This is a genomic window from Aquimarina sp. MMG016, assembly GCF_018100805.1.
GTDB lineage: Bacteria > Bacteroidota > Bacteroidia > Flavobacteriales > Flavobacteriaceae > Aquimarina.
In genome coordinates, this window is sequence record NZ_JAGJEA010000001.1 from 377,374 (window position 1) to 391,362 (window position 13,989).

At 34.8% G+C, this 13,989-nt stretch carries 10 protein-coding genes; 8 read left to right on the forward strand and 2 right to left on the reverse strand.

The features are described 5' to 3' along the window. The first annotated feature begins 130 nt into the window (after positions 1-130). Together J8M14_RS01540 and J8M14_RS01545 are read left to right on the forward strand one after the other, a co-directional pair. Positions 131-4,402, forward strand: a complete 4,272-nt coding sequence (locus tag J8M14_RS01540) for an immunoglobulin domain-containing protein (RefSeq protein ID WP_211072579.1) — start codon at positions 131-133, stop codon at positions 4,400-4,402. Then, a complete protein-coding gene (locus tag J8M14_RS01545; protein WP_211072580.1) occupies positions 4,399-5,067 on the forward strand; it encodes a hypothetical protein in 669 nt (222 codons plus the stop codon). Before J8M14_RS01540 ends, J8M14_RS01545 begins: the two co-directional genes overlap by 4 nt. Positions 5,068-5,117: 50 nt before the next feature. Here the strand turns inward: J8M14_RS01545 and J8M14_RS01550 are convergent, their stop codons facing one another. Next, positions 5,118-6,326 (reverse strand): serine hydrolase domain-containing protein, encoded by a 1,209-nt coding sequence (locus J8M14_RS01550; RefSeq protein ID WP_211072581.1) that lies wholly within the window; start codon positions 6,324-6,326, stop codon positions 5,118-5,120. 119 nt (positions 6,327-6,445) lie between these two features. After that, entirely contained in the window at positions 6,446-9,136 is a 2,691-nt protein-coding gene (locus J8M14_RS01555) for a DUF5916 domain-containing protein (protein ID WP_211072582.1), read from the reverse strand. A 275-nt stretch (positions 9,137-9,411) separates the two neighbouring features. Here J8M14_RS01555 and rplM point away from each other — a divergent pair, with 275 nt between their 5' ends. The 6 genes from rplM (at position 9,412) to frr (ending at position 13,983) form a co-directional block, all read left to right on the forward strand. Beyond that, positions 9,412-9,867 carry a 50S ribosomal protein L13 gene (gene rplM, locus J8M14_RS01560; RefSeq protein WP_211072583.1) on the forward strand — a complete coding sequence of 152 codons (456 nt, stop codon included), beginning with the start codon at positions 9,412-9,414 and terminating at the stop codon, positions 9,865-9,867. Then, positions 9,867-10,253 (forward strand): 30S ribosomal protein S9, encoded by a 387-nt coding sequence (rpsI, locus tag J8M14_RS01565; protein WP_211072584.1) that lies wholly within the window; start codon positions 9,867-9,869, stop codon positions 10,251-10,253. The genes rplM and rpsI overlap by 1 nt, the downstream gene beginning before the upstream one ends. 131 nt (positions 10,254-10,384) lie before the next feature. Continuing rightward, a complete protein-coding gene (gene rpsB, locus J8M14_RS01570; RefSeq protein WP_211072585.1) occupies positions 10,385-11,233 on the forward strand; it encodes a 30S ribosomal protein S2 in 849 nt (282 codons plus the stop codon). Positions 11,234-11,368: 135 nt separating this feature from the next. Beyond that, positions 11,369-12,190, forward strand: coding sequence for a translation elongation factor Ts (gene tsf, locus J8M14_RS01575; RefSeq protein ID WP_211072586.1), 822 nt, complete (start codon positions 11,369-11,371; stop codon positions 12,188-12,190). Between the two features lie 472 nt (positions 12,191-12,662). Beyond that, positions 12,663-13,370: a UMP kinase gene (gene pyrH / locus J8M14_RS01580; RefSeq protein ID WP_211072587.1), complete on the forward strand. Its 708-nt coding sequence runs from the start codon at positions 12,663-12,665 to the stop codon at positions 13,368-13,370. Between the two features lie 49 nt (positions 13,371-13,419). After that, positions 13,420-13,983: a ribosome recycling factor gene (gene frr / locus J8M14_RS01585; RefSeq protein WP_211072588.1), complete on the forward strand. Its 564-nt coding sequence runs from the start codon at positions 13,420-13,422 to the stop codon at positions 13,981-13,983. Positions 13,984-13,989 lie beyond the last annotated feature (6 nt).

The window sequence follows — 13,989 nt, forward strand, 5'->3', positions numbered from 1 at the left end:
AAAACTATGTGTGTTTGTCTTCAAAAATAAAAATTACGGTTTTGCCATAATATTTGTTAACATTTATTTTTAATTACTTGTTAATAACTTTTAAAATCCCTATGTTTGCAGCGCACCCAAATGCCTCAGTATGAAAAAACTACTACTTATAGCCGTTATGGCTTTAACTACATTTTCGTATTCTCAAACCAATTTGATCCAAAATGGATCTCTGGAGGATTGGACATTGGATCAATTAAATAACTGGTCTTTACAAGAAGGGAATATTACTCAAACCCAAGTGGAGTTTACTAATGGTTCCAGTGGAGCCTTATTTGTAGATGGAGCAACAACTCCTAAAATTGTTGCAACTAACTATACCTTGGAAGCTGGTAAGACCTATGAATTAAGTTTTGATTATAAAGTCAAAAATGCTAACACCTCTTTTGGGCAACAGGTTATCTCATATGCTTACGGGGCCACTGATCTTGATCCAAATAATAGTTCTAGCAGGATTCCATCAGACTTTAATTGGAATACTGTTACCCAAACTATTACTCCAACAGTCACGGAAACTTGGTATTTTGAGATAAGTCTTGCATCTTTTATTGCAGATCCTTTTGAAGTCTATATTGATAATATCAAAATAATTGATATCGCTGAGGCTACTCCAGAAAGAGATGCACTCATTGCAATTTATAATGCCACTAATGGAGCAAGCTGGACAAATCCCTGGGATTTATCCGAAGACCACACTACCTGGGATGGAGTTATTGTAGACGCTAATAACAAAGTAACTGGTCTTAATCTTATTGCTAGAGGATTAAATGGCACATTACCTGAAGAAATTGAAAACTTAACAGAATTAACATCCATACAAATTTTAAACAATCCTCTTCTTACAGGAACTATTCCTACCGAAATTGGCAACTTATCGAATTTAGAATCATTGCAATTGACCAATAATGGGTTTAGCGGAAATATTCCTGATGAAGTTGGTTTGCTTTCTCAACTAACTTTATTAAATCTTACAGGAAATAATTTAAGTGGAACATTAACATCATCAATTCCAGATTTAACTAATCTGGAAACCTTAAATCTATCTTCTAACAACTTTAATGGTAGTTTACCTACAAACCTGGATAATTTAAGCTCATTAATAACATTAAATTTACAGAATAATAGTTTTTCAGGAACAATTCCATCAAATATTGGCTCTATATCAAGTTTAGAATCATTACTGCTAAGCTCCAATGATTTTGATGGAGATATCCCAACAACATTAGGAAGTTTAACTAATGCAACTGAGATTGACTTAAGCAACAATGATTTTACAGGCACCATCCCTAGTACATTTGTGAATCTAACCAATATGACTGATTTACAGTTATCAGGAAATAACCTTTCTGGCGATTTACCTACTTTTATATGGTCAATGACCTGGTTAGAAAATATAGAAATTCAATCCAATCGTTTTACAGGGAGTATTACGGCTGATATTAGCAACCTAACCAATCTTACTACACTTAATTTAGGAAATAACAGATTGACAGGAGTTTTACCATCTCAATTATGGAGCTTGACAAATCTTCAATATTTTAATGTTGAAAATCTTAGCACTTTGGACCCTTGGTCTATTACCGCTGATATTGCTAACTTAATATCATTAGTATGGTTTGAAGCCGGAAATAGTAGATTAACAGGCACATTACCAGATGTATTTGATGCTTTCCCTAATTTGGAACGTTTTAGAGTAGAAAATAATGATTTGTCCGGCTCTATACCGGCAACAATGTCTACTCCTACCAATCTTAAAATTGTTACTTTTCAGAATAATAATTTTTCAGGAACAATTCCTGGTTTGAGCGCTACGGGGGTTTCACTTTATGGTATTTACAACAATAGCTTTGTATTTGAAGATCTTGAAGCAGAATATGCAACATATGACAGTAATGTTACAAGTTTTATTGTCAGTCCTCAACCTAATCTGGATACAGAAGAGGATTTAGTTCTTGATGTTGGTACGAATTATACCATTACAGTTTCGGGAACTTCTAGTCCCAATAACATTTATCAATGGAGAAGAAATGGTGTCAATATTCCCGGTGAAATGGGAACATCACTTTCTCTAACCAACCTATCAGCTTCTGATTCTGGAGCTTATGATTGTGTAATAACCAATCCTAATGTATCCGGTCTTACTTTATATAGAAATACGGTTACTATTAACATATTCTCACAAGCAGAACGTGATGCCTTACTAGCTATTTATAACGCCACAGATGGCCCGAACTGGGTAAATCCCTGGGATTTATCCAAAAACATAAACGAATGGGCTGGAGTTATTCTTAATAGTGAAAATGAGGTAATCATCCTTTCGCTTAAAAGTCGAAACTTAACCGGAATTCTTCCTCAGGAACTTGGGGATTTAGTAGAACTTACCTCTATTGAAGTTTCTGATAACAATTTATCCGGTGATTTTCCATCAAGTATGTCTAACCTCACCAAACTAGAATCTATAAGTGCTAGTGACAATAATTATACTGGAAATTTACCTGATGTTTTTAGTAACATCCCTTCTTTAAGAGAGATTTTATTACAGCGAAACGGTTTTATTGGAACTTTACCTACCGCCTATGGCAACCTAACCAATTTAGAACAACTGAATTTACAAGCCAATGACATGTCAGGAGGAATACCTTCTAGCTTTCAAAACTTAATAAACTTAACATTAATAAACCTGGAATCCAATGGTGGTTTTACAGGCACTATAGATTGGATTACCAATTTAATTTTATTGGAGAATATAAATATTGAAGGAAATGATTTCTCAGGTTCAATTCCTGATCTAAGTAGCATTACAAATTTGGTTAACATTAATTTGAGCCGAAATGCCTTGACGGGATCTCCTTCAAATGTTTTTTCCAATGTTAATACAAGATCAATTGATATCTCTTCAAATAACTTTGATCCATACCAGCTACCATCAAGTATTGGAAATTTAACTCAGCTTCGTCTTTTAAATTTAAGTAATACCAATCTGGAAGGAGCTTTACCAAACACCTTTTCAGGTTTGACAAGTTTGAATTCAATTATTCTAACAAACAATAATCTAGAAGGGGAAATACCTTCTTCTTTCTCCAGCATCCCAACTTTAAATCAGGTGTTACTAGGCAACAATAATTTGTCAGGTATTATCCCTTCGATTCCTACAACAAACCTAACTTGGTTTTCTATTGAATCTAACAGGTTTGTATTTGATGATATGGAGCCAACGTATAGTAATTATGCCGTTATAGGTAGGTATGATTATGATAATCAGCAAAATGTTGATACTGCAGAAACGATTACCCTTACCGAAGATGATACATTCACCGTTGAAGTACAAGCAACAACAAGTTCTAATAACCGATATCAATGGAGAAGAAATGGTGTGAATATTAGTGGAGCAACTAATTCAAGTTACACTATAAATAGTGTAAGACTATCGGATGCGGGAGCTTATGATTGCGTAATAACCAATACAGTGGTTACTGATTTATCTTTGCTAAAAGAAATAACTACATTACAAATATTGATTGGAGATAGCGATAATGATGGTGTTACAAATGATATAGATATATGTCCAAATACTTCTGCAGGAGAAATTGTAGATGCTAATGGTTGTTCTCTGGATCAAGCTTTGGATATTGACAATAATGATATTCAGGTAATTGTAACCAGCACTTCTTGCCCAGGAGTTCCGAATGGAGAAGTCACCATTTCTTTTGAAAAAGATTATACATATACAGTTACGTTGACTGGCAATGGTGAAAACAGAACTGAAAATAACGTAAGTTTTAGTCAAGACCTGATATTAGATAATCTTGCAGTTGGAAACTATGAAGTATGTATTACTGTTCCTGCGTTTACCAATTTTGAGCAATGCTACACTGTAGTAGTTGAGGCTCCAGAGAGTCTTAAAACTTCTGAAGCCAAGGTAGATTATGATTCTAAGAAAGCAACTATAGAAGTTTCTGGGAGCATCTACTATAAAGTTTTAGTTAACGACAATATGTATGAATTTGGTTTTGGGGATACTGGAATTAAACAAGTAGCTATCACCTTAGAAAATGGATTAAATAATATTTCAGTAGAAACTGATAAAATTTGTCAGGGAAAATTCAGTGAAACTATTATGGTTAATGACCTAAATATCTATCCAATTCCAGCCTCTGATTATTTAAATATTGCAGGGTTAGGAAATTTTAAAAATACCGAAATCCTAATTACGGATATAACTGGCAATGTAGTTTTATCTTCATCTCCAAAAGAAACTGAAACCCAAATACAGTTATCAATTAGTAATTTGGCTACCGGAATGTATCTAGTACACATTACTACAAGCACCCAAACTATTACTACTAAAATCTACAAAAAATGAAACTAATACGATTACTTATTATAATAGCCATTATCTTTCAGTCGTGTAGTAGCGGAGGAGATGACGGCCCTGCTCCAATAGTGTTAGGAGCATTTGATTTGGTTTTTCCGGATAACAATGAAGTTTGTACAGAAGGTACTGATGTAGGTAATGATATGGTATCTATTCCTTTTAGATGGAATAATTCTGCAAATGCATCATCATATAACATTGAAGTACGTGATGAAAACGGGCAAACCTATAATGCTAGCGCTACATCTAATTCTGTAGACATTGCCTTACCAAAAGGAACACAGTTTACCTGGAAAGTCACAGCTACTTTAGACGCCTTAGCTTTACCAAGTAATGAGACTTGGAGTTTTTATTCTGAAGGTATTACAGCGGATAATCACATTCCTTTTCCTGCAACCATTACTCTAACAGATAATCAGGATGGAACTATAAATATTTCCTGGATTGGTTCTGATCTCGACAATGACATTGATGCGTATGATGTTAAGCTTGGCACTTCTGATAATCCGCCAACAATTTTGAGTAACACCCAGGACGTGAGTATTCAAAATCAAAGTATTAATTATGATACTGTGTATTACCTAGAAATTATTACTAAAGATCAAAAAGGGAATAGCTCTAAAAGTAAGAAACGGTTTAATTTCAAAAGTTAAGCTTTGGCAACATAAAAACATATTTCAAAACTGCCTTTTTTTTATTAAACTTAGGCAGTTTTTTGTTTGCTTTTAGTAAGCTCTTTATAAAACTCATAATAATTCAGAAAAGTAGGCATCACAGGACCATTGAATGGGTTAGGTGCATTAAATAAAACACAAATAGCTATACCATTATCCGGATCTATGAGTAACTGCGTTTTGTATTGATTTACATTTCCCCCATGATAAATAATTCTTCGACCACGATAATCCAAAATACGCCAACCCATTGCATAATACGAATCTGTTACCCCTTCCCAGAGATTAACATAAGTATCTTTTTCACTTGTACAGATAACAGGATTAAAAATATCTTTCAGACTTGCTTCAGAAATCACATCAGGCCGGTTGCCTAGCAACACCTTTAGATATTCTCCCATATCTGTAATAGAGGCATTAATTCCACCGGCAGCAGCCACATTATAATAATTTCTATGGAGTCTGGTAAGATTGTACTTTTTTGAATAATGATTATAGCTATGTGGTAAGGCAACATTATCATTATTTTTTATACTCGCATAAGAGCTGGAAGCATGTATCATTCCCGAAGGATCAAAAACTCTTTGTTTTACAAGCGTTTCAAAAGATTGTTGAGTTTGTTCCTCCATCACTTTTTCTATCACAGAAAACATAGCATTTTGGTATTCATATTCAGAACCTTCCTTAGACACAACTCCTTTTCGCTTAAAATGCCTTATAATTTGATCCATCGATAATCCTCGACTTATAAGATTGCTATAGGTATATTTATACAATCCAGAGGTATGAGATAACAAATGACTAACCCGAAGTCGATCTGCCTGTTCTTTATCTTTTAAACTAAATGATGGTACTTTTTCTTTTATTTTATGACTCCACTTCAATTCTCCACGATCAACCATATTACCCGCAAGAACAGCTGTAACCCCTTTTGACAAACTTGCTATTCTAAACACTGTATTCACATCAACAGAATCCTGCGTATGTAGTTTTTTCACTCCAAAACCCTTTTTATAAACAACCGTAGAATCTTTAACAATCACTACTGCAGCCCCAGGACATTCTGAAACATTAAAATTTGTGGTAAAAAATTTATCATAATGCTCTAGAAACAATGATAAAGAATCAGCTTTAGGCTGTTCCGAAACCTTATCCTTAACTACTATTTCTTTTTTAGGTTTTGAAGTAGTACAACTCGCCAAAAAAACAAAAACAAACAGCACATAAAAATATCTCATACGGTAATTCTATAAGTTTGCTGCAAAATACGTTTTAAATAGTAATCCTAAAAAAGAGGAACAAAAAAATGCCTTTTCAATATAAAAAGGCATTTTTAAAGTCGATAAATATATTCTTCTTATAACACAAATCTATAAGTTGCTTTGATTAAGAATGTATTTTCTGGTTGTTTATCCAAAATCTCGTTATTAAGGCTTCTAAATAAATGATCCCCGGGGTTTCCGTCTCCTGTAACCCCTTGCGACCAAACTAAAAATATTTCAGATCCTGGAATATATTCCCATCGTAATACCAGATTAGACCTGAATTGCACAAAAGCAAAATCAGGATTATCAAAAGTATAATCAACCCCTCCTCCATCTTCATCTATTGAATATACATCATCTGCAAAAGAGATCTGACTATTATTATACAATGTTACTCTTTCGTTTAGGTCTTTTGCAACAGGATTATTTACATAGTTAAAGTCCGTATATCTTCCTCTGGAAATAAATGGCTCGCCATAATATTGGATAGTAAGGTTAGGATTAATATTATAATTTAATCTAATACTAGCACTTAATGTTTGTTGATCAATACGAGCGGTAATATACCTTGGTGTCCCATTAAAATCAGTTTCGGTAACGTATTGTGTTTTATTAGGGTTTAGTCTAAACTCAGGATTGATTGACATACTAAAAGCATCAAATGGCTGATAACGAAGCCTTAACACATATCTCTGAAATGCAAAATTATTCTGAGCTGCCCAAGTATTTACGTGCCCAACAGTAAAATTGAATTTTTTACGACTATCAGATCCAAAAAATAAAAACATGAAATTCTCATCAGAAAACCGCCACCTTGGACCTCCTTGCAAAAATGTATTAGTATAAATTCTTGGTTTATGTCCATAACCAACTTCGGTAAACCAATTGTTCTGATAATTTATAAATCCATTAAACTCATATTGAATCCGATTATAATTCCCGTCGAAATCAAATGTTGTAAACTGTTCTGCAAAAAGATTAACTCTTCTATATAATTTAGTTGGTTTTAGAAATAAATATCGCACATTGGCAAACTGTCTAATCTCATCTGCCTGACGCAAGAACCCAATATCGTTGAGCTCTAATTCCGGAGATCGCCAAAAAATACCACCTGTATATCTCCAATTTCCACCTCCAGACTTTCCTCCAACTACTTTTCCTCCAGTACCTGTAAGTGAGGTTCTATTAGGATCAACCCTCACATGACCCGCATCTGGACGTTGAAAGTTGTGTGTCAATTCTCTCTGTGTTTCTTCAATAGCTTCTTTAGAACCCTCCACATGGCTAGCAATGATATTACCCTCTACGAAATATTTTCTATCCTTCCAATTGTGCCTAAAATCAAAACCCCCAGAGTATGCTGATTTACGGAGAAGGTTTAAATTATTCTCTCTTCTACCTGCTACTTCAAACGTTTCATCTGTATCAGGGTTATCACTATCTATCTCAAAAAAATCGCCTAAATTTCGATTAGTAGCCGTAAAAATTCCTCCTATAAATGAATTACGATCATTAAAATCCTTCTGCACTCTGCCTACAAAATAATTAGTCAAAGGCTCCACGATAGCTTCTCTCTCATTTCCAGCTGCATCTTCTATCTTCGCAATCTCTCTTTCCGTTACACTTTCAAGCACTCCAATTGACCAACCATCTTTAGTTTTACCACTAAATTTTGCTGCTCCAAGAATTGTAGTATTGTTGGGACGATCCACAAATTCACCATCTAATTGGTTAACAGACCCTTGTGGACTTCTTCCAATCCTTCTGGAATAAAACACGTTATCAAATCCATTAGCAAAACGATAATCAAATATATTTTTGTTTTCTACAAAGAATGGCCGCTGCTCCCTAAAAAATATCTGAAACCCATCTAGAGCAATAGCAGCTGGATCAGCTTCTACTTGTCCAAAATCTGGATTCACAGTTAAATCCACGGTTAAATCATTAGTAATACCAATTTTGGCATCTAACCCACCATTTAACTTAAAATCATCACCATCCCTAAAAGGGTTACCTTCTTCTTCAGGAAAAGTATCATATTGAGTAACCACAAAGGGTTGAATCTCTAACTGTTTCTGAGGCTCGATATCAATAAGCCCATGCAGCTCTCCAAACTCACTTACCCAACCTGGAGCATCCTGCGGAATACGCTGCCAAACCGACCTTTCTTCATTTCTAAAAAATCTTCTGTTAACCTGTAGCCCCCAGATTTGCTCCTTACTCTTACCAAATTTTAATTGACTCAATGGAATTTTCACCTCTGCCGTCCAACCTTCTTCATCAATATTTGTGGCTGTATACCATATTGGGTTCCAGCTACTATCCCAATTATTACCATTATCAGAAATAAATTCATCCCCTTTAACTCCTGAGGCGGTAATAGTAAAGGAAAAACCTGTTCTTTTATCTAGATAACTATCCAGATTGATTTCTACCCAATCTCCAGCGAAACCATCTCGCCGGGATAATCTTTTTTCGATCTTATCAGGTTCTGTGTCATAACAGCGATATGCGACATACAAGTATTTCTGATCATAGACAATCTTAAACTTAGTTTGCTGACTTGGCGAAGTATTCTCATCCGGTTGATTCTCAATGAAATCCCCTGTCCATTCAACCAGATCCCAACTAGATTCATTAATAATTCCATCTATGGTGGGGGCTTCAGTTCCATTTAGTGGTTTAGTAGTATAAATTCTCTTTTTTACAGTTTGAGTAGAATCTTGTGCAGTAATAAAAAGTGAAAACAAAAAGCATCCTAGAAGATGAACAATTAGTCTCATAGTGATTAGTTTAGTGATTGATATATAGAAGATGACAAGAATTATTAAACTTTGTCACACTTAACGACTATTTTTAATAAAAAATTAACAAGAAACTGTACGTAGTGATATAAAATCATCAAATATTTTGCAACGACACCAATCTACTTGAAAACCAACAGATATCCTCCAAAAAATAATATCAACTACCTGTTTGCTATATAAATATATAATTGTACATTTGCACCCCTATTTTATATAGGAAAGGAATGTTTAATAAGTAAAAATTAATTAGTGTGGACACATTAAGTTACAAAACAGTATCTGCCAACAAAGCAACCGTTTCTAAAGAATGGTTACACGTAGATGCTGAAGGACAGACTTTAGGACGTCTTTCTTCTGTAGTAGCTATACTACTAAGAGGTAAGCGTAAACCTAACTTTACCCCACACGTTGATTGCGGTGACAATGTAGTTATTACAAATGCTGCTAAAATCAACTTATCAGGAAAAAAGTGGACAGATAAATCTTATATCCGTCACACTGGATACCCTGGAGGGCAAAGAAGTCTTACTGCTCAGGAATTGTATGACAAAAATCCAGAGCGTTTAGTAGAAAAAGCGGTAAAAGGAATGCTACCTAAAAACAAATTAGGAGCTGAATTATTCCGTAATTTAAAGGTATATGCAGGAGCAGAACACAATCAGCAAGCTCAGCAGCCTAAAACTATTAACTTAAACGAATTTAAGTAATGGAAGTTATTCACAAAATTGGTCGTAGAAAGACCGCTGTAGCTCGAGTGTATGTTAAGGAAGGTTCCGGTAAAATTACCGTAAACAAAAAAGACCTTAATGAGTATTTCACAACAGCACCTTTACAGTACAAAGTAAATCAGCCTTTTACCCTAACAGGTAATGAGGATAAATACGATGTGAATGTAAATGTATATGGTGGAGGAATCACTGGACAAGCAGAAGCTGTACGTTTAGCAATATCCAGAGCTGTATGCGAATTAGACGCAGAACACAGATTAGTCCTTAAACCAGAAGGTTTATTGACCAGAGATCCAAGAATGGTAGAGCGTAAGAAATTCGGTCAGAAGAAAGCTCGTAAGAAATTCCAGTTCTCTAAACGTTAATTTATTAAAACAGTATTTGTTGTTATCCCCGATTTTAGGGAGGTTAGTTTAGCATCTAAATATTCAAGGCCATATCAAAATGATAGCCACTTGAGTATTGCTAATTCAACAGAACGTAAACTATTACAAAAATGGCAAACAATATCGAAGTAAAAGAATTACTTGATGCAGGTGTACACTTTGGTCACCTGACAAGAAGATGGGATCCAAACATGGCACCATATATTTATATGGAGCGCAATGGTATCCACATCATTAACTTATATAAAACTGCGGCAAAAATCGATGAAGCTAGTGAAGCTTTAAAGAAAATCGCAGCATCTGGTAGAAAAATCCTTTTTGTTGCTACCAAAAAACAAGCTAAAGAAATCGTTGCTGAAAAAGCAGCAAAAGCAAACCAACCATACATCACAGAAAGATGGCCAGGTGGTATGCTTACCAATTTCGTAACTATCCGTAAAGCTGTTAAGAAAATGGCTGCTATTGATAGAATGAAGAAAGATGGTACCTTCATGACACTATCTAAGAAAGAACGTCTTCAAGTAGACCGTTTAAGAGCTAAATTAGAAAAGAACCTTGGTTCTATTTCTGATATGACTCGTCTACCAGGAGCATTATTTGTTGTAGATATCACTCGCGAGCACATCGCAGTAAAAGAAGCTCAGAAATTAAACATTCCTATTTTTGCAATGGTAGATACTAATTCTGATCCACGTCAGGTAGAGTATGTTATTCCTGCAAATGATGATGCTTCTAAATCTATTGACAAAGTAATGACTTTTGTAAGTGACGCTATAATTGAAGGTCTAAGTGAAAGAAAAGCTGCTAAAGATGCTCCTAAAGAAGCTGCTGCTCCTAAGGCTGATGCAAAGGTAGAAGCTGCTCCTAAGGCAAAGACAAAAGTTGAAGCTGCTCCTGAAAAAGCAGTAGAAGTTGAGGCTCCGGCAGTAACCGAGGCTGCAAAGCAAGAGGAAGAATAAACAGTTCGTAGTTAAGTTTTAACATTAATAAAATTTAACTTTCAAATAAAATGACAAGTCGTTTGGTTCTTTACTTTTGCAGTACTGACTAAACGACTTCTTTTTTTAAACAAACACATTAAATTTTTAAACGATATGGCAAAGATCACCGCCGCAGAAGTAAATAAATTAAGAAAAGCAACCGGAGCAGGAATGATGGACTGCAAAAAAGCTCTTGTCGAAGCTGATGGAGATTTTGACAAAGCTATAGAAGTTCTTAGAAAAAAAGGACAAAAAGTTGCTGCAAACAGAGCTGACAGAGAATCTACTGAGGGTGCTGTAATTGCAAAAGTTAACGATGCTAAAAATAAAGGAGTAATTGTTTCTCTTAATTGCGAAACTGACTTCGTAGGAAAGAACGACACTTTTGTTTCTTTAGCTCACGAATTAGCAGAATTAGCATTAACTGCTTCTTCAAAAGAAGATTTACTTGCTAAAGATTTTAATGGTATTTCTGTACAGGATAAATTAACTGAGCAGACTGGTGTAATTGGAGAAAAAATCGAAATCGGTGACTTCAGAGTTTTAGAAGCTCCTTTTGTAGGGTCTTATATCCACGCTGGTAATAAAATCGGTGTATTAACAGGTCTTTCTGGAAGTGCTGATGGTGCAGAAGCAGTTGCTAAAGATGTTGCAATGCAGGCTGCTGCAATGAACCCAGTTGCGTTAAACGAAGATGGTGTTGACCAAACAGTAATTGACAAAGAAATCGAAATTGCTAAAGATCAACTTCGCCAAGAAGGAAAACCAGAAGCTATGCTTGATAATATCGCAAAAGGTAAAATAAAGCGTTTCTTTAAAGATAATACTTTAGTAAATCAAGCTTTTATTAAAGACAACAAGAAGAGTGTTGCTGATTATGTAAAAACTCTTGGTGATATATCCGTAGTTGCTTTCGAAAGAGTAGCTTTAGGATAATAATACATATTAATTTCGCACCGAGCGAAAAAGATCAAAACCCGCTTCTGAATAAGAAGCGGGTTTTCCTCATTTTTCAAAATACTTTCTTCACAGCATTTAGTGTTTTCTCTAAACATTTTAGACCCCTCTAAAATGTTACCCCAAAAAAGACCGACTCCCCAATCAGTCTAGAATGAACATATTATATTATTAATAAATATGCTAACTCTGAAAAAACATCTAATCGCTATTACAAAAATATTTCTCATCCCCCTCAAATCTTTTGTTTTCCCCTTTTTTTATTTTCCTGTGGCAAACGTATAACATAATTCAAAGCCAATCAATACAAGGGCTGGGGGAAAAGAACCCTTTTTTACAGGGGTTTTTTAATTTTGATTTTTCTTTAGAGATTCAAAAAAAATACCTTTGCCATAAAAGTATTTTCTAAATTAAGAATATCATTATATTTGCACCACACTACAATTAAGCAATGAAATACAAAAGAATATTACTAAAACTATCCGGCGAAGCTTTAATGGGCGAACGTCAATATGGAATTGACCCAAATAGATTGGCAGAATACGCTAATGAAATCAAACAAATTACAGAAAGAGGTGTTGAAGTAGCAATTGTAATTGGTGGAGGTAATATTTTTAGAGGAGTAGCAGGAGCTAGCAAAGGAATGGATCGCGTACAAGGAGATCATATGGGCATGCTAGCCACTGTAATTAATGGATTAGCATTACAGAGTGCTTTAGAAGACTCTGGTATTCCAACTCGATTACAATCCGCTGTAAAAATAAATGAAGTGGCGGAACCCTTTATTCGTCGCAGAGCACTTCGCCATTTAGAAAAAGGAAGAGTAGTCATTTTTGGTGGCGGAACAGGAAACCCGTATTTCACCACAGATTCTGCTGCGGTACTTAGAGCTATTGAAATTAATGCGGATGTGATTCTAAAGGGTACTCGTGTAGATGGAATTTATACATCGGATCCTGAAAAGAATGCTGATGCAACAAAATTTGATTTTATTTCGTTTGATGATGTATTAAGCAAAGGTCTAAAGGTGATGGACACCACTGCCTTTACGCTTAGTCAAGAAAACGAATTACCTATAATAGTTTTTGATATGAATAAAAACGGGAACTTGCTAAAAGTAGTTTCTGGAGAATCTGTCGGAACTAGAGTAAACCTTTAATTATCATATTGGCTCATTTTTTGATTGGTCAAAGAAAAGAACTAAAAAAATGAAGGAAGAAGTAGATTTTATAATAGACTCAGCTAAAGAAGCTATGCAAGGTGCAGTAGCTCATTTGGAAAAAAAATTACTTAACATTAGAGCTGGAAAAGCATCTCCCGCTATGCTTGGAGGGGTTATGGTGGAATATTATGGTTCCCCCACTCCATTAAATCAGGTAGGAAATGTAACCACTCCTGACGCAAGAACAATCACAATACAACCTTTTGAGAAATCCCTTATTCCAGAAATTGAAAAAGGAATTATGATTGCTAATCTTGGTTTCAATCCAATGAATAATGGTGAGAGCGTAATTATTAATGTTCCGCCGCTTACAGAAGAACGCAGAAGGGATCTTGTAAAGCAAGCAAAAGCTGAAGCCGAAGATTCTAAAATTGGTGTTCGTAACGATCGTAAGAATGCGAATAATGAGATCAAGAAATTAGAAAAAGATGGATTATCTGAAGATATGTCTAAAAATGCAGAAGTAGATATTCAGGAATTGACGAACTCATACATCAAAAAAATTGATGATATGTTGGCTGTAAAAGAAAAAGAAATCATGACAGTTTAATCCCTG

Excerpts from the sequence above, each read along its gene's own strand:
- J8M14_RS01540 (WP_211072579.1), top strand. The coding sequence starts at position 131 with ATGAAAAAACTACTACTTATAGCCGTTATGGCTTTAACTACATTTTCG.
- J8M14_RS01545 (WP_211072580.1), top strand. The coding sequence starts at position 4,399 with ATGAAACTAATACGATTACTTATTATAATAGCCATTATCTTTCAGTCG.
- J8M14_RS01550 (WP_211072581.1), bottom strand. The coding sequence starts at position 6,326 with ATGAGATATTTTTATGTGCTGTTTGTTTTTGTTTTTTTGGCGAGTTGT.
- J8M14_RS01555 (WP_211072582.1), bottom strand. The coding sequence starts at position 9,136 with ATGAGACTAATTGTTCATCTTCTAGGATGCTTTTTGTTTTCACTTTTT.
- rpsI (WP_211072584.1), top strand. The coding sequence starts at position 9,867 with ATGGAAGTTATTCACAAAATTGGTCGTAGAAAGACCGCTGTAGCTCGA.
- rpsB (WP_211072585.1), top strand. The coding sequence starts at position 10,385 with ATGGCAAACAATATCGAAGTAAAAGAATTACTTGATGCAGGTGTACAC.
- tsf (WP_211072586.1), top strand. The coding sequence starts at position 11,369 with ATGGCAAAGATCACCGCCGCAGAAGTAAATAAATTAAGAAAAGCAACC.
- pyrH (WP_211072587.1), top strand. The coding sequence starts at position 12,663 with ATGAAATACAAAAGAATATTACTAAAACTATCCGGCGAAGCTTTAATG.
- frr (WP_211072588.1), top strand. The coding sequence starts at position 13,420 with ATGAAGGAAGAAGTAGATTTTATAATAGACTCAGCTAAAGAAGCTATG.